Below are 15,523 nucleotides of genomic sequence, written 5' to 3'. Positions count from 1 at the left end.
GGGACCGTTCATGCTGTCATCCCCCGTCATGCTCGCTGTCGTGGTTGTCCTGACGGCTACGCTCTCCGGCATCTTCGGCATGGCGGGCGGGATGGTGCTGATGGGCTATCTGACCGCGGTCTATACCGTGGGCGCGGCGATGATGCTGCACGGGGTGACGCAAGCCGTTTCCAACGGCTATCGCGCCGTCATCAACCGGCGGGATATTCGCTGGCGGCTGGTGCTGGAAAATCTCATCGGCAGCGCCGTCGCCCTGGGGCTCTTCATGGCCGTGCGTTTCGTGCCGGACAAGGCGACCGTCTTCCTGATCCTCGGGCTTATTCCCTTTGTCGGCTTCTCGATTCCGAAGGACTGGAACCTCGATATTACGCGGCCCTATATCGCGCCGCTTTGCGGTTTCATCGTCACGGCGCTGACGCTGGTGGCCGGTGTCGCCGGACCGATCCTCGACGTCTTCTTCGTCCGGAGCCCGCTGACACGCCATGAGATCGTGGCAACCAAGGCGGTGACGCAGACGCTGCAACATCTGACGAAGCTGCTTTATTTCGGCGTGCTGGCCTCGCATCTGTTACCGCCCGCCAATCTGCCCTGGTGGCTCTATGCGATGGTCGCGCCCTTCGCCGTGCTCGGCACGACGCTCGGCAAGACACTGCTCGACCGCATGCACGACACGCAATTCAAGCAGTGGAGTCGCTGGCTCCTCTATGCGATCGGCAGCGTACTGATCCTGCGCGGCCTGATGCTCGTGACCGGGCTTTGATCGCGAAGCCGCATGGCTATCGGGTTCGGTAATACATTGTGATCCGGCGCGAGTCTGCAAAGCCCAGCTTCTCGTAAAAGCCGGTCAGAGACTGTTCGGCCTCGGCTTCGGGCGTAATCACCAGAACGATCTCGGAAGCGCCTTCCAAATGCGCCCAATCCAGCACCGCCTGGGCCAGGCGCCGTGCCAGGCCACGTCCCCTGTGCCGAGGGGTGATGTAGAGATCCTCAAGTTCGGCAGCGCAGCCGAACTCCACGCCGAAGGTAAGAGAACCGGATGATAATCCGACGATCTCGTCTTCGCTCTCGGCGACCAGAATGCAGGCGCGGGAGTCCTCGAGCATCAGCATCAGGTTTTCTCTGATGTTCGCTTCATCCATGGCGATCCCATCTTCGCAGAAGAAGGCCGCATAGAGCAAAACCAGTGGATCGATATCCGCCGCGGTGGCGCGCCTGATCGTGGCTTCGGCGTTCGAGAGTGTTTTCATGGCGCGAAACTGCCAGAGTAAGCCGGTATTGAAAATCTAAAACGACCGGCTAACCGAGGCCTTTCTTCGCCACGAACTTCTTGCGCCCGGCCTCGCCGAATTTTTCGAGCAGGGGCAGAAGAGGGCGCAGCATCCACGGGAAGGCTGCGACGAAGCGCGCCGTAAGGCTGGCGCTATAGGGCACATAGATTTCGAGCTTTCCGGTATATATGCCCCGGAGTATCGCCTGCGCGACATCCTCCGGCGTCATGACCTTGTCCACGAAATTGAGAACGGAACCGCCATGCATCGCCTCGTGATGCAGCATGGGCGTGTCGACGGCGGCCGGATAGATGCCCGAGACCTTCACGCCCTTGGGATGCATTTCCTGGTGAAAGCCGCACAGAAAACCGCGCAGGCCGAACTTCGACGCGGAATAGGGCGCACTATCCTTGAGGGCCAGCACACCGCCCAGAGAAACGGTGGCGACCATGGCGCCGTCGCCGCGCGCCGTCATCAGCGGTGCGACGGCGCGCATGATCCGGATGGGTGCGCGCAGATTGATTTCGAGATGGGCGTCGATCACGTCCATATCCAGCGCATCCACCGGTCCCGGCAATCCGATACCGGCATTGTTCACCAGCGCATAAAGGTCGGGATGGTTGTTGCGGATCGATCCGCAGAGCCGTTCTACGTCCTCGCGGTCGGAAAGGTCGCAGGTCATTATCTCCGGTGGCGTGAGGAGGGCCTGTGAGGCGCTGCGGATGGACGTTTCGTCCCGGTCGACCAGGATGAGCTGCATGCCGTGGCCGTCGAGAAGGCGCGCAACGGCCTGACCGATGCCGCCTGCGGCACCGGTAATGAGCGCCTTGCGCCCTGTCAGGTCCGCCGCCATCACGCCGCCTCTTTGACGGCGTCGTCGCGGCGAAGCGTATCGAAACAGCCATCCTCCAGATCGCTCCAGCCGAATTTGCGGCGCACCTTTTTCATGTGCTTGCGATAGGCCGCAATCTCCACATAGGTCGCATGCCGCGCGGAGCCAACGAAATGAATGCCGCCGGTAAGGTCCGGCTTGTCGGTCGCCACGAAACGGTTGAAGGACTTCGCTTTCTTGCCGTCTTCCGCGCGGACCATGATGCCATGCGCAATGAGATCGGCCATCTGGTCGAAGAGCTTGTAGGCGCCGCCATTGGTTTCCATCATGCCGAGCGAATAGAGGCTCGGATGCTCGCGGCTGAAGAGGTTCATGTAGAAGTCCGGCCGCCCCGACTTCCAGGTGAAGAGGGTGGGGTCGACGTAAGGAACCTTCCACTCATACCCGGTGGCACAGATGATGAGGTCGATCTCTTCCGAGGTGCCGTCCTTGAAGTGGACGGTCTTGCCTTCGAAACGCTCCACATCCTGCTTTGCCCTGATGTCGCCATGCGCGAGATAGTGGAGAAGCTGGTCGTTGACGATGGGGTGGGATTCGAACACGCGATGATCGGGTGCCTGCAGGCCCAGCCGCGTCAGATCGCCGTTCAGGACTTTAAGCATGAGGCCGAACACGCGCTGTTCCAGCCACATCGGAAGGGTGGGGCCGGTGGCGGCGATCACATCGGCGGGAACGCCGAAGAGGCGCTTCGGCACGAAGTGATACCCGCGTCGCAGGCTGATGAAGGCCTTGTCGGCGCTATGCGCTGCGTCGCAGGCAATGTCGCAACCGGAGTTGCCCGCGCCGATGATCATCACGCGCTTGCCCTTGAACTCGTCCGGGTTGCGATAGGTCACCGCATGGCGCATTTCGCCGGTGAACTCGCCCGGGTATTCGGGCATGACCGGGTGCCAGTTCGTCCCGTTCGCGCAGACCAGTGAACCATATTCCCGCGTCTCGCCATTGGACAACGTAACGCGCCAGCTGCCATCGCCCTGCATCTCCGCCTTGTCGACCGAGGTATTGAAGGTGATGTGCTCGCGAAGCCCGTAAGCGTCGGCGAAGCTGCGCATGTAGTTCAGGATGTCGCGGTTCGAGGGATAGTCCGGATAATCCTCCGGCATGTCGAAGTCGTGATAATGCGACTGCGTTTTCGACGAGATGAAATGCGCCGAGTCATAGACCGGCGAGCCCGGATTGCTCTGGTCCCAAAGTCCGCCCACATCGCTGTGGCGCTCGAAGCAATCGAACGGAATCCCGTAGCGCAAAAAGGTTCGCACGAGGCTCAGTCCCGCCGGGCCGCCCCCGACAATGCAGACTTTCCCGATATTCGTCGCAGCCATGTTCATGTCCCCTGAATATGAATATCCCTCACATTTGTAAAATGTGATAATTCCTCATATTTAGGAATGCAAGTCGATTCTGAAGGACGGCAGGGAAATGAACGGGAATTCGGGCGTCCGCCGCCAACCGACACAGGCAAGGGCAAGGGCGCGCGTGGAGAAAATTCTGACGGCGGCGACCGAGCTCATCGAGCAGACGGGGTCGGACCAGCTGCGCATGAGCGAGATCGCGGCGCGGGCCGGCGTGCCCATCGGCTCGCTCTATCAGTACTTTCCCGACAAGGCGTCGATCATTCGCACGCTGGCCGAGCGCATCATGCTGCGTGTGCGGGAAGGGCTGCGGGACAGTCTTGTCGGCGTCGAAAGCGCGGAGGATGCGCTCGATCGTCTCGACGGGTTGTTGGACGGTTATTACGCCATGTTCCTTCTGGAGCCGGTGACGCGCGATATATGGTCCGGCACGCAGTCGGACAAAGACATTCAGGACATGGATATCGAAGACAGCCGCGAGAATGCCCGCGTCGTGGCGGAGGCGCTAAAACCCTTCGTGCCGAAGAAGGAGCATGACCGTCTCGATACGGTTTGCTTCCTGCTGATGCAGCTCACCGGCGCGGCGGTGCGCCTTGCCATTGCGGTGGACCGCAAGGAAGGCGACCGCCTCGTCGCCGAATACGGACGCATGCTGCGGCTGGAATACGAAGCCTTCCTGCCCGACAAAGCCTAGAATTCCTCGACGGGAAAGCGTCCCGTTAGCTCCCGCAGGCGGGCGGCGAGCGCGGCTTCCGCCGCCTTGTCGCCATTGGCCGACAGCGCACCGGCAAGGATATCGGCAATCTCGTCCATCTCCGCCCCGCCCATGCCGCGCGTGGTCGCGGCGGGCGTGCCCAGACGCAGGCCCGAAGGCCGCATGGGCGGGTTCGGGTCGTCGGGGATGACCTGCTTGTTGGCGGTGAGGCCCACACGGTCGAGCGTCCCTTGTGCCTGCGCACCGTCCATGCCGAAACTCTTCACCGTATCGATAACCATGAGATGGTTGGCCGTGCCGCCGGTCACGAGTTTCACCTGCCGGGCGTTGAGCCCCGCCGCCAGCGCCTGGGCATTGGCAAGGACCTGTTCGGCGTAGGTCCGGAAAGCCGGGGTCGCGGCAAGCCGGAAGGTGAGGGCGGCAGCGGCCACCTGGTTCATATGCGGCCCGCCCTGAAGCCCGGGAAAGACCGAGGCGTCGATCTTTCTGGCAAATTCCTGTCTGCAGAGGATGAGCCCGCCGCGCGGACCGCGCAGCGATTTGTGCGTGGTCGTCGTCATGACATCGAAACCGGAATCCATGGGGTTGCGCATAACACCCGCCGCGATGAGGCCGCCGATATGGCTGACATCGGCCATGGTCAGCGCGCCGACCTCATCGGCCACCCGCTTGAAATCGGCATAGTCGTAGTCGCGCGGATAGGAGGAATAGCCGCAGACCACCATTTTGGGCTGCGTCTTTCGTGCGACTTCCCTGAGCGCATCGAAATCGATGGCGCCGGTTGCCGGGTTCGTCCGGTAACGGACGAAATTGAAAAGCCGCCCCATGTGAGACACAGGCGCGCCATGGGTCAGATGGCCGCCATGTGACAGATCCATGGCGAGGATCGTGTCGCCCGGCTCCAGCAGGCCCAGATAGACGGCCTGGTTCATGGGCGACCCGGAAAGCGGTTGCACATTGGCATGCTCGGCGTGGAAGAGGGCGCAAGCGCGGTCGCGCGCCAGCGTCTCGATCCGGTCGGTATGCTGCTGCCCGCCATAATATCGCCGTCCGGGATAGCCCTCGGCATATTTGTTGGTGAAGGCCGAGCCGAGCAGCGTCAGCACTTCGGGGAAGGCGTAGTTCTCGGAGGGGATAAGTTCGAGTTCTCGGCGCTGGCGGGTTTCCTCGCCGGTGAGCGCCTCATAGATATCCGGGTCGCTTTCGGCAAGCCGGGATCGTTCTTCGGAAAGGGTCATTTCCGTTCTCCATCAGCCAATAAAAATGCCCGGCCAGCTCATTCAAGGGCTGCCCAGGCGATCGGCTGATAGATCGGGCTCCGCGCTCCATGATGGTTGCCCATCTCGATATCGCCAGTCACGCGGAGATATGTGACCGAGTGGCGGCAGTAGAGCGCGGGAGAGGATATGAGTCAACGAGGGATGCAGCCGTACCGAAAGCTCCGCAGGGCGCGTGCCCTCGGAGGTTTGGCCGGCTGTCCTTCGCAAGAAGGGGCGCGGGGCAGAACTCGAACCGCACATGTTCCTACATGTGACATGTGGCATGTGTAGGGGCGGCGCTTGCTCCACCCCGCGCACGGCATTTTCTCGTGCTTCGACGCAGGCGCTTTTTCAGCCCGCATGCGTCCGGCGAAGCCGGGGTTTGTCACGCCCCGGGTTGCGGATGCCGCCCGACCTCCCGCGCTGCCTGACAACCCAACAGCGCCCCGTCGATGAAGGCCGGTCCCATCAATATGGGGGCGCGGAAGAAGGGGAGGATAAGTTTTTCAACCTTATGTCCGCTCCCGGACGATATTCCTCAAGGTAGCTTCAGGATCCGCTTGGAGATGATGTTCTTCTGGATCTCGTTCGAGCCGCCATAGATGGATTGTGCCCGGGCGCCCAGATATTGCGCGACGGCGGGCGCGGCGCCCGCCGGCACTGGCGTGTTGTCGGTCCAGGCGGGTGCCGCCGAATCCGGAAAGGACGCCTGCGCATAAGCGCCATGGGCTTCCATGCCCAGCTCGGTAATGTCCTGCGCCAGCTCGGTCGCAATGATCTTGAGGATCGACGATTCCTCGCCCGGCGCACCGCCTTCCGCCACCGAGGCCAGCGTTCGCAGCACGGTCAGTTCCAGTGCATCGAGGCGCGTCTCAAGCGTGGCGAGCTTGGCGGCAAAGGCCGGATCGTCGAGAAGCCGTGCGCCGTCGCTTTCGGTCCGCATGGCCGTGGCGCGAATATCCTCAAGCTGTTTTCGTTTGCCCGCGACATGCGCATAGGAGGTGCGCTCATGGCCAAGCAGGTAGTTGGCATAAGTCCAGCCTTTGCCTTCCTTGCCAATCCGGTTTTCCACCGGCACGCGGACATCCTCGAAGGTGACGCTGTTCAATGAATGTTTGCCGTCGATGGTGATGATGGGGGTCACCGTGATCCCCGGCGTCGCCATGTCGATACAAAGGAAGGTGATGCCTTCCTGCTTCTTGCCGGAATTGTCGGTCCGCAGCAGGCAGAAAATCCAGTCGGCGTGCTGGCCGAGGCTGGTCCAGATCTTGGTGCCGTTGACGACATACTCGTCGCCCTCACGTATCGCGGCGCATTGCAGCGAGGCGAGGTCCGAGCCCGAACTGGGCTCCGAATAGCCTTGCGCCCAGAAGGTCGTGCTGTCGAGAATACCCGGCAGCCAGCGCTTCTTTTGATCGTCGGTGCCGAAGGTGTAGATGACCGGCCCGACGTAAAGAAGCCCCATCGGCACGACATTGAGCGCGCCCGCGCGTTCCAGTTCCTCGTCGAAGATGTATTTCTGGTTGGCGGTCCAGCCCGTGCCGCCATCGGATTTGGGCCAATTGACCGCCAGCCATCCCTTCGCGGCAAGCGCGCGTTCGGAGCGCTGATAGTCTTCCTTCGACGGAGAATGTCCCCGCCCGATCTTTTCCACGATGTCGCTCGGATATTCGTTCTCGAAGAAGTCCCGCATCATCATGCGGAATTCCTCATCCTCTGCCGAAAAGGAAAAATCCATTGGCTCCGTCCCTCGAAAATTTCGTGTTGGGCGGAACTCTAGTGACTCGGCAGGCTGCTGTCACAGGGTCCGCGGCAGAGGTTGGATGTCGCTGCGTCAGGTTCCGGAGGCAACGATGTCTCAAAAGAAAAGGGCCGGTGTTGCCACCGGCCCTTCGCATTCGTCGGCGTAAGCCGGACGAGCGCATGATTACATCATGCCGCCCATACCGCCCATGCCGCCCATGCCACCCATATCGGGCATGCCGCCGCCGCCGGCGCCTTCCGGCTTCGGCTTCTCGGCGATCATGGCTTCCGTCGTGATCAGCAGGGCTGCCACGGAGGAGGCGTCCTGAAGCGCGGTACGCACGACCTTGGTCGGGTCGATGATGCCGGCCGCGACGAGGTCGATATAGGCCTCGTTCTGGGCGTCGAAGCCGTAATTGGCCTGCTTCGATTCCAGCACCTTCTGCACCACGATCGAGCCTTCCACGCCGGCGTTTTCGGCGATCTGGCGGATCGGGGCTTCAAGCGCACGCTTCACGATGTTGATGCCCGCCTGAATGTCGCGGTTCTCGTCGGTCAGCTTCGCGACGGCCTTGGCAGCCATCAGAAGGGCGGTGCCGCCACCGGGGACGATACCTTCTTCCACCGCGGCACGGGTCGCGTTGAGCGCGTCGTCCACACGGTCCTTGCGCTCTTTCACTTCCACTTCCGTGGCGCCACCGACCTTGATCACGGCCACGCCGCCCGCGAGCTTCGCAAGACGCTCCTGCAGCTTTTCGCGGTCGTAGTCGGAGGTGGTGTCTTCGATCTGGCGACGGATCTGGGCGACGCGCGCCTCGATGTCCTTCTTCTTGCCAAGACCGTCGACGACCGTGGTGTCGTCCTTCGTGATGGAGACGCGCTTGGCCGAGCCGAGCATGTCCATCGTCACGTTTTCGAGCTTGATGCCGAGATCTTCGGAGATCACCTGACCGCCCGTCAGCACCGCAATGTCTTCCAGCATCGCCTTGCGACGATCGCCGAAGCCCGGGGCTTTCACGGCCGCGACCTTCAGGCCGCCGCGCAGCTTGTTGACAACCAGCGTCGCCAGGGCTTCGCCCTCGATGTCCTCGGCAATGATGAGGAGCGGACGGCCGTTCTGCACGACCGATTCGAGGATCGGCAGCATCGGCTGCAGGCTGGTGAGCTTCTTCTCATGGAGAAGGATGAAGGGCTCGTCGAGCTCCGCCACCATCTTGTCGCCATTGGTGATGAAATAGGGCGACAGGTAGCCGCGGTCGAACTGCATGCCTTCCACGACGTCGAGCTCGGTCTCGAGAGACTTGGCTTCCTCGACCGTGATCACGCCTTCATTGCCGACCTTTTCCATCGCCTTGGCGATCATCTCGCCGATTTCGCGCTCGCCATTGGCGGAAATGGTGCCGACCTGGGAGATCTCCTCGTTGGACTTCACCTTCTTGGAACGCTTGATGATGTCCTGGACGGCAGCCTTCACGGCCTGCTCGATGCCGCGCTTCACATCCATCGGGTTCATGCCGGCGGCAACCGACTTCGCGCCTTCGCGAATGATCGACTGGGCAAGCACGGTCGCGGTGGTGGTGCCGTCACCGGCGGTGTCGTTGGTCTTGGAAGCGACTTCCTTGACCATCTGCGCGCCCATGTTCTCGAACCGATCTTCCAGTTCGATTTCCTTGGCGACGGACACGCCGTCCTTCGTGGTGCGCGGTGCACCGAAAGACTTTTCGATCACGACGTTACGACCCTTCGGGCCGAGCGTCACCTTCACGGCGTCCGCGAGAATGTCGACGCCACGCAGCATCTTCTCACGGGCATTGCGCCCGAATTTTACTTCTTTGGCCATATTCCTATGTTCCTTGTTCTGGGCTCATGGATCCTGTCGGCGCGCGGCAGCAAAAAGGCCCGCAGCCGTCACATCGGACTTGCGAGCCTTATTCAGCAGCCTTCTTGGATTTGCCTTCGAGCACACCCATGACGTCGGCCTCTTTCATGATGAGGAGGTCCTGGCCGTCGATCTTCACTTCCGTGCCGGACCATTTGCCGAAAATCACACGGTCGCCGACCTTGACGTCGAGCGGCACGATCTTGCCGTCTTCACCGCGGGCGCCCTGGCCCACCGCGACGATCTCGCCCTGGGAGGGCTTTTCCTGAGCGGTCTCGGGGATGATGATGCCACCGGCAGTCTTGGCCTCTTCCTCGACCCGGCGCACGACAACTCGGTCATGCAAAGGACGGAATTTCATCTCTTGCGTCTCCTGTTTCGGAACCGCCATTTTGGCGGGAAACCCTGGATTTTTTGGAAGCTGTTAGCACTCGTGGAAAGTGAGTGCCAATAGCTCTCGCGAGAGATAGGAGGGGGGTGGCGGAGTGTCAAGCGGGGAGTGGCGATAAACCGCTGCAGGGACTCAGGTTTTTCGGGTCGGAAGGCCGGCCGTTTCAGCGCATGAGCGGGCGCGATGAGCGGTCAGGCCCGGAGGCCCCGGAGCGTTATGCGGACGATATTGGCAAGCGTCTTGCGGAATTCCGCTTCATCCGCCGCCTTTTCCGCTCCATAGGCGGCCGTAGTCAGGGTGGCCGCTGCCGACTCTACGGTGAACCCGGCCGCTTTCAGGTCGAGTTCGCCGCTATCCACGCCCTTCTGAATGAGTTTCGCGATGATGGAACGGAAGGTGGCGTCCACTTCCTCGAAAACGTCGTCGGGGAGCTGGTGCTGCGGATCCAGCAGTTCCGCGGCATGGGGGCTTGAATAGATCCAGCGCCAGACAGCGCCGAGCTTGGCGTCCATCACGCCCAGAAACTGCTCTTCAAGGGGCTGGTCGCAGGCGATGGCTTCCTGGATCGCTTCCAGCATGCGCGCGGCCAGCATCCGGGCGATGGCCTCGAAAAGCTCTTCCTTGCTGGCGAAATAGAGGTAAAGCGTCCCCTTGGCGACGCCGGCGGCGCGGGCGATATCCTCCATCGAGGTGCGGCGATAGCCGTAATGGCGAAACAGATCGAACGCGGCATCGATAATCGTCTCGCGCTTGTCGCTCGATGCCTGTTTGGGCATGTCCCCTTTCGGGGCCGCCATACGCTGTTTTACGGCCAACGGGTTGCTCCCCCGAACTCTCTCCTGCGCCGCTCTCTGACACCCAGTCCCCCCGGAGAGTGCGTACGCAAACAACAATAAGTCAGTCTATCGCATACACCACTGTGAATGCCCTGTCATGGCACTGCGTCGATATGCGCCTTTCCGTGGAAAAACCATAATAAATTGCATGTATTCCGGCATTGCGGCGCCGCGCCCTTGCCGTTGCCCGCTGCGTGTTTAGGATGGCGCGCCATCGTGAAGGTCGCCGCGCCGGCCAGCCAATCTGGGGAGCCTGTAAACATGTCGAAAGCCCTGCAAACCGCCCGCGAGATGATCGGCAAACAGGGATCGCGACAGACGATCCCGACGCCGGCGCTGGTCCTCGATCTGGACGCTCTGGACAAGAACGTGGCCACCATGGCCGCGCATTGCGCAAAGAACGGGCTTTCCATTCGTCCCCATGCCAAGACGCATAAATGTGCCTCCATCGCCAGGCGGCAGATCGAGGCGGGTGCGGTCGGCATCTGCTGCGCCAAGCTCGGCGAGGCCGAAGCGCTTTTCGAGGCGGGCGACGGGGCGATCGAGAGCATCCTGCTCACCTCGCCCGTGGTGACGGGGCAGGGCATCGAGCGGCTGGTCGATCTCAATGCTCGCATGCCGGAGCTGATCGTCGCCGTGGACAATGCGGAAAACGTGCGGGCACTGGCTGCCGCCGCGCAGGAAGCGTTGCGCGCCGGCCAGGGCAAGGCGCTCAAATGCATCGTCGATCTCGATGTCGGCCTGCACCGCACCGGCATCGCGCCGGGCGACGATGCCTTCGAACTGGCCGAGCTGGTGGACGCCGCCGATTCTCTGGAACTGATGGGGCTTCAGGCCTATGCCGGTCACCTCATGCATATCGAGAATTTCGAGGAGCGCCGCGAGAAGTCGCTGGCCTGCATGAAAGTGCTGGGCGAGATGCGCGACCGGCTGAAGGCGGCGGGCCTGCCCTGCGATATCGTGAGCGGCGGCGGCACGGGCAGCTACAATATCGACCCCGAAGCGAAGGTGCTGACCGAGCTTCAGGGCGGCTCCTACATCTTCATGGACAAGCAGTATAACGACGTGCCGATAGAAGGCGGCGTGCCCATGCCCTTCGACACGTCGCTCTTCGTGCAGATGAGTGTGGTGTCCAACAACACGAAGAACCTCGCCACGACGGATGCAGGCTTCAAGGCCTTCTCCACCGACGCCGAACCGCCCGTGCTTCATGCCGGGGCGCCGGAAGGGGCGGGTTACTTCTTCTTCGGCGACGAGCAGGGCGGCATCCTGCTGCCCGACGGCGCGACCCTGCCGCTGGGTGCAACGCTCACCGCCGTCACCCCGCATTGCGACCCGACCGTGAACCTCTACGACGCCTATTTCGTCGTGAAGGGCGATGCGCTGGTCGATATCTGGCCAATCGAGGCGCGCGGCAAAAGCGCCTGAGCGAGACTGGGGCCGGGCCCCTGATCGGGCCCGGCAAACAGGCCCTATAAATGAATCCCATGAACGAGAGCAGGGGAGCAGGGGTTGACGTCCGTAAAAAGGGTCACTAATGTGAGTGAATGATCACTCGCGAAAACATACGTGGTTCCGGAACCAAGAAGCGGATCGTCGAGGCCGCCCTCGGGCTTTTTGTCGCCCAGGGCATATCGGCGACGACCACGCGTGAGATTGCCGACCGCGCCGGGATTGCGGAAGGCACCATCTACCGCCATTTCGAGAGTAAGGACGCGCTGGCCAACGAGATGTTTCTCGACGGCTTTGTGCCTTTCTCCAATTTCCTGGCTCAGCTGGACGGCCGGGAGGGGACGCTGGTCGACAAGGTCGAGATGGCGACGGCACAGTTCTACCGCCTGTTCGACGCGGACCCCACGCTGTGGATGTACATCATGACATTCCAGACCGGTGAGCAGTCGAAAGTGCCGAAAGGCACGCCGACACCCTTTTCGGTGCTGCGTGACCTGCTGGAGACGGCGACGCGGAGCGGCGAATTGCGCGATTTCGATCCGGATCTCGGTGTCCAGATCCTGCTCGGAATCATCGAGCATCCGGCCGAAGGCGTGGCCTATGGAGAACTCAGCGGCCCGCTTACGCCGCGTCTGCCCGAAGTGATCGGCGCGATCCGAAGGGTCCTTTCAACCTGACCTGAAACCAGTCATCCGGCGACGGCGGAGTGCCGTCACTTGCCGGTTTTGTAGTGAGTGAGTGTTCACATCAAAATGGAGAATGACGATGATGAGAAAGTTTCTGATGGCGGCGCTGGCCGCAATCTCCTTCCCGGGAGCCGCCTTCGCAGATGCCGGTTCGAGCGCCCAGGGCTCGCACGCCCTCTCCCAGGCGATGGGTGACTCCGTGGCGAAGGGCGCCGCGATTTCCGCCATCGGCGTTGCCCTGCCGGTTCTGAGCGTCGCGGGCACCGGTATTGCAGTGGCCGGACCTCTCGCCATAGGCGGGTCGATGACGCTTTACGAGCGGACGAAGACCCGTCAGCCCCTCACGGTCACGGACAAGACCATAGTGACCGGCCCGTCGCCCGACAGGGCCCTGAAGGCGCGGCACGAAGAAGGGGAGCGTTGAACCATGATGAAGCGCATTCTTTTCGCCTGCGGACTTTTGTTCTGCGGTCTGGCAACAGTCCCCGCCCAGGCGCAAATGAGTTCGGGAGCGAGCATGATCGAAGCTCCCGAACGCGTGGTCCCCTTTGCCAAGAAAGTGGAACGCATCTTGGCGGAACGGGGCGCCGTGGTGGCGCTGGTGTCGCGCATGGGCCGCGACCCCGACGACATGCCCGAAGGCACTGGCGACTACACGCATGTCGGCATTTGGGTCTATTCCGAGGTGACGGCGCCGGACGGCGGCAAGGTGAACGGCTATGCCGTCTACAATCTCTATCAGACAGAGGAAGACTCCGCGCGCAGCGAACTGGTGCAGGACTTCCCCGCGGAGTTTTTCGGTGCCGTCGTCGACCTCAAGGCCGGGATCATCATTCCGAACGCCGAGCTGCAGATGGAAATCCTGCGTGTGCTGAAGTCTCCGACCTACCGGAAACTGCATGTGCCGGCCTATTCCGTCGTCGCGAACCCCTATGAGTGGCGATATCAGAACTGCACGAACTTCGTGATGGATGTGCTCGTCGCCGCAATCTACGACACAGGCAGTCGAGTCGAAATCTCGCAACGCTTGCGGGAGTACTACGAGCCGCAGACGGTTCGGCTGTCGGGTCTTCTGCGGGTCGCCGGGTCGATCTTCGTACCGGGATTTGCGACGGCCGATCACCATGGCGGGCCCTTGCGGACCTCGACCTTCGGGTCTATCGCCCGCTTCCTGACGAAATACGAAATGGCAGAAGCCATTCTCGAAGTCTCGGAAGGTGGTGTCACCGAACCGGGGGCCGAAAGCCTCTGATGAAAGGATATGCAGCAATCTGGGCCCGGGCCGTCGGCTCGGGCCTTTTTGCAGTACTATCGCTACTTGCCCAACAGCGAGTCTACGATCCGCGGTTCATGCTGGTAGTTTAGCGCGAACTCATCGAGTTTCGCTGGCCAAGGTTCTTCATAAGAATAGCCCTCTAGCATATCGAGGTATCCATTCTTAATAAAAAGAACGAATCCGACTCCATGCTTCAGCCCTTTAACTTTCGCATCAACATCTCCTATGCGGAAAGTTGAATTTGAGGCTACCGGGGGCTGACCTGATGGCACCGCAAAAGTACAAAAAAAGCCGTTGCCGGAGTACTCGCGAGTAACCAAATGGGCTGCTTCGGCCTGCAAACGCAACGTCGCCAGGATAGGGTGCCCTCCGGCGAGAAGTTTTGTCAGGACCGCGTTCTCAAGCTTATTTAACCCCTCCATTTCGCCTCCCGTTGAGCAACAAAAAATATACCAATACGAAGTGTTGCCGTCTTTCGATTGCCTTTCACAACGGCACTTTGCCCTGTGACAGCGATTGTCAGATTTTTATTCGCGCTCATGGAAGAGATCGGGGTCGTGCTTTGCTAAGGTGAAGGCGAAGCTATCCTGTCGTGTCTCAAAGGGGAGCCAGTTATGCGGATCGGAATTCTCACAGGCGGTGGCGATGTGCCGGGTCTCAACCCTTGCATCAAGGCGGTGACGAGGCGCGCCAGCGAACTCGGCTGGGAAGTGGTCGGCTTCCGGCGCGGCTGGGCCGGACCGCTGGAATGGAACCCCGACGATCCGGAAGGCAGCGAAAAACACCTGATGCGGCTCGATCCGAACGCGGTGCGTACCATCGACCGCACCGGCGGCACGGTACTGCATTCTTCGCGCACCAACCCCGGCAAGGTGAAGGAAGAAGACCTGCCTGACTTCCTGAAAGGGAAATTCGAAAAGAACGACAAGGGGCTATACGACTGCACGCCGCATGTGCTGCGCGTGATGGAGGCGCTGGAAATCGATGCGCTGGTGCCGATCGGCGGCGACGACACTCTTTCCTATGGCGCACGGCTTCATCAGGAAGGCATGAAGGTGATGTCTGTGCCAAAGACGATGGATAACGACGTCTTCGGCACCGACTACTGCATCGGCTTTTCCACCGCTGTGTCCCGGTCGGTGGAGCATATCAATTCACTTCGTACCTCGACGGGCAGCCATGAGCGTATCGCGGTGATCGAACTCTTCGGCCGCAATTCCGGCGAGACGGCACTCATTGCCGGTTATCTCGCCGATGTGGACCGTGCGTTGATCGCCGAAGTTCCCTTCGATGTGAACCGGCTGTCCGAGCAGTTGCTGAAGGACCGCACCGACAATCCCTCCCATTATTCCATGGTGGTCGTCTCCGAAGGGGCGCAGATGCAGGGCGGTGAAATCGTGGAACGCGGCGAGGCCGACGCTTATGGCCATCGCAAGCTGGGTGGTGTCGGTGAACTCCTCGGCGAGGAAATCAAACGCATCACCGGTGTCGGAATCGTCAGCCAGTCGCTGGGCTATATGATGCGGGCCGGCGCCCCCGACGCGCTGGACCTGATGGTTGCGAAGAGCTACGGCACCATGGCCGTCCAGCTTCTGGACGAGGGAAAGCACGGGTTGATGATGGCGATACGGGACGGCAATTACACCACCGTTCCGGGAGATACCTGCATCAAGGGCCAGCGCCGGGTCGATGTGGACGCGCTTTACGACACGCAAGCCTATCGTCCGCGCATCGCCAAGGTGACCGGCATGCCGATGTTCCTCTATTGAGGGAG

At 61.4% G+C, this 15,523-nt stretch carries 16 protein-coding genes and 1 riboswitch; of the genes, 7 read left to right on the top strand and 9 right to left on the bottom strand.

The genetic code is table 11. The features are described 5' to 3' along the window. Positions 1-10 precede the first annotated feature (10 nt). Complete coding sequence (locus tag ACSSVQ_RS06155) at positions 11-760, top strand: TSUP family transporter (RefSeq protein ID WP_454181515.1); 750 nt, start codon at positions 11-13, stop codon at positions 758-760. A 16-nt stretch (positions 761-776) separates the two neighbouring features. Here the strand turns inward: ACSSVQ_RS06155 and ACSSVQ_RS06150 are convergent, their stop codons facing one another. From ACSSVQ_RS06150 to ACSSVQ_RS06140, 3 genes are read right to left on the bottom strand one after another with little or no spacing between them, the layout of a single operon-like run. Then, positions 777-1,247, bottom strand: a complete 471-nt coding sequence (locus tag ACSSVQ_RS06150; protein WP_454181513.1) for a GNAT family N-acetyltransferase — start codon at positions 1,245-1,247, stop codon at positions 777-779. 49 nt (positions 1,248-1,296) lie between these two features. Continuing rightward, complete coding sequence (locus ACSSVQ_RS06145; RefSeq protein ID WP_454181511.1) at positions 1,297-2,121, bottom strand: SDR family NAD(P)-dependent oxidoreductase; 825 nt, start codon at positions 2,119-2,121, stop codon at positions 1,297-1,299. After that, the gene (locus ACSSVQ_RS06140) at positions 2,121-3,482 is read right to left on the bottom strand and encodes a flavin-containing monooxygenase (protein ID WP_454181509.1); all 1,362 of its coding nucleotides are present in this window, start codon (positions 3,480-3,482) and stop codon (positions 2,121-2,123) included. The genes ACSSVQ_RS06145 and ACSSVQ_RS06140 overlap by 1 nt, the downstream gene beginning before the upstream one ends. Before the next feature lie 97 nt (positions 3,483-3,579). Between ACSSVQ_RS06140 and ACSSVQ_RS06135 the strand changes: the two genes are divergently transcribed. Then, a complete protein-coding gene (locus tag ACSSVQ_RS06135; RefSeq protein WP_454181507.1) occupies positions 3,580-4,206 on the top strand; it encodes a TetR family transcriptional regulator in 627 nt (208 codons plus the stop codon). On the opposite strand, the gene ACSSVQ_RS06130 is transcribed toward ACSSVQ_RS06135, so the two are convergent. From ACSSVQ_RS06130 to ACSSVQ_RS06110, 5 genes are all read right to left on the bottom strand, one after another. Then, positions 4,203-5,465, bottom strand: coding sequence for a serine hydroxymethyltransferase (locus ACSSVQ_RS06130; RefSeq protein ID WP_454181505.1), 1,263 nt, complete (start codon positions 5,463-5,465; stop codon positions 4,203-4,205). The genes ACSSVQ_RS06135 and ACSSVQ_RS06130 overlap by 4 nt on opposite strands. A gap of 44 nt (positions 5,466-5,509) precedes the next feature. Beyond that, positions 5,510-5,597, bottom strand: a riboswitch (ZMP/ZTP riboswitch). A gap of 427 nt (positions 5,598-6,024) precedes the next feature. Then, entirely contained in the window at positions 6,025-7,224 is a 1,200-nt protein-coding gene (locus ACSSVQ_RS06125; RefSeq protein ID WP_454181503.1) for an acyl-CoA dehydrogenase family protein, read from the bottom strand. A gap of 189 nt (positions 7,225-7,413) precedes the next feature. After that, on the bottom strand, positions 7,414-9,069 hold the full coding sequence (gene groL / locus ACSSVQ_RS06120) for a chaperonin GroEL (RefSeq protein WP_293326441.1): 1,656 nt from the start codon (positions 9,067-9,069) through the stop codon (positions 7,414-7,416). An 88-nt stretch (positions 9,070-9,157) separates the two neighbouring features. Continuing rightward, complete coding sequence (groES, locus tag ACSSVQ_RS06115) at positions 9,158-9,469, bottom strand: co-chaperone GroES (protein WP_454181501.1); 312 nt, start codon at positions 9,467-9,469, stop codon at positions 9,158-9,160. A 221-nt stretch (positions 9,470-9,690) separates the two neighbouring features. After that, entirely contained in the window at positions 9,691-10,275 is a 585-nt protein-coding gene (locus ACSSVQ_RS06110; protein ID WP_454181500.1) for a TetR/AcrR family transcriptional regulator, read from the bottom strand. A gap of 321 nt (positions 10,276-10,596) precedes the next feature. Here ACSSVQ_RS06110 and ACSSVQ_RS06105 point away from each other — a divergent pair, with 321 nt between their 5' ends. The 4 genes from ACSSVQ_RS06105 to ACSSVQ_RS06090 all read left to right on the top strand — a co-directional run bounded on the left by ACSSVQ_RS06105 (position 10,597) and on the right by ACSSVQ_RS06090 (position 13,725). Beyond that, positions 10,597-11,763: a DSD1 family PLP-dependent enzyme gene (locus tag ACSSVQ_RS06105; RefSeq protein WP_454181499.1), complete on the top strand. Its 1,167-nt coding sequence runs from the start codon at positions 10,597-10,599 to the stop codon at positions 11,761-11,763. Positions 11,764-11,882: 119 nt separating this feature from the next. Further along, on the top strand, positions 11,883-12,464 hold the full coding sequence (locus tag ACSSVQ_RS06100; protein ID WP_293326451.1) for a TetR/AcrR family transcriptional regulator: 582 nt from the start codon (positions 11,883-11,885) through the stop codon (positions 12,462-12,464). Positions 12,465-12,552: 88 nt separating this feature from the next. Then, positions 12,553-12,897, top strand: a complete 345-nt coding sequence (locus ACSSVQ_RS06095; protein WP_293326454.1) for a hypothetical protein — start codon at positions 12,553-12,555, stop codon at positions 12,895-12,897. Between the two features lie 93 nt (positions 12,898-12,990). Next, positions 12,991-13,725, top strand: coding sequence for a DUF2145 domain-containing protein (locus ACSSVQ_RS06090; protein WP_454181497.1), 735 nt, complete (start codon positions 12,991-12,993; stop codon positions 13,723-13,725). 62 nt (positions 13,726-13,787) lie between these two features. On the opposite strand, the gene ACSSVQ_RS06085 is transcribed toward ACSSVQ_RS06090, so the two are convergent. After that, positions 13,788-14,171, bottom strand: a complete 384-nt coding sequence (locus ACSSVQ_RS06085) for a hypothetical protein (RefSeq protein WP_454181495.1) — start codon at positions 14,169-14,171, stop codon at positions 13,788-13,790. A gap of 192 nt (positions 14,172-14,363) precedes the next feature. On the opposite strand from ACSSVQ_RS06085, the gene ACSSVQ_RS06080 reads away from it, so the two are divergent. Beyond that, entirely contained in the window at positions 14,364-15,518 is a 1,155-nt protein-coding gene (locus ACSSVQ_RS06080; RefSeq protein ID WP_454181494.1) for a 6-phosphofructokinase, read from the top strand. Positions 15,519-15,523 lie beyond the last annotated feature (5 nt).

Source organism: Parvibaculum sp. MBR-TMA-1.3b-4.2, from assembly GCF_053628815.1.
This window is presented reverse-complemented; position numbering and strand designations above follow the sequence as displayed.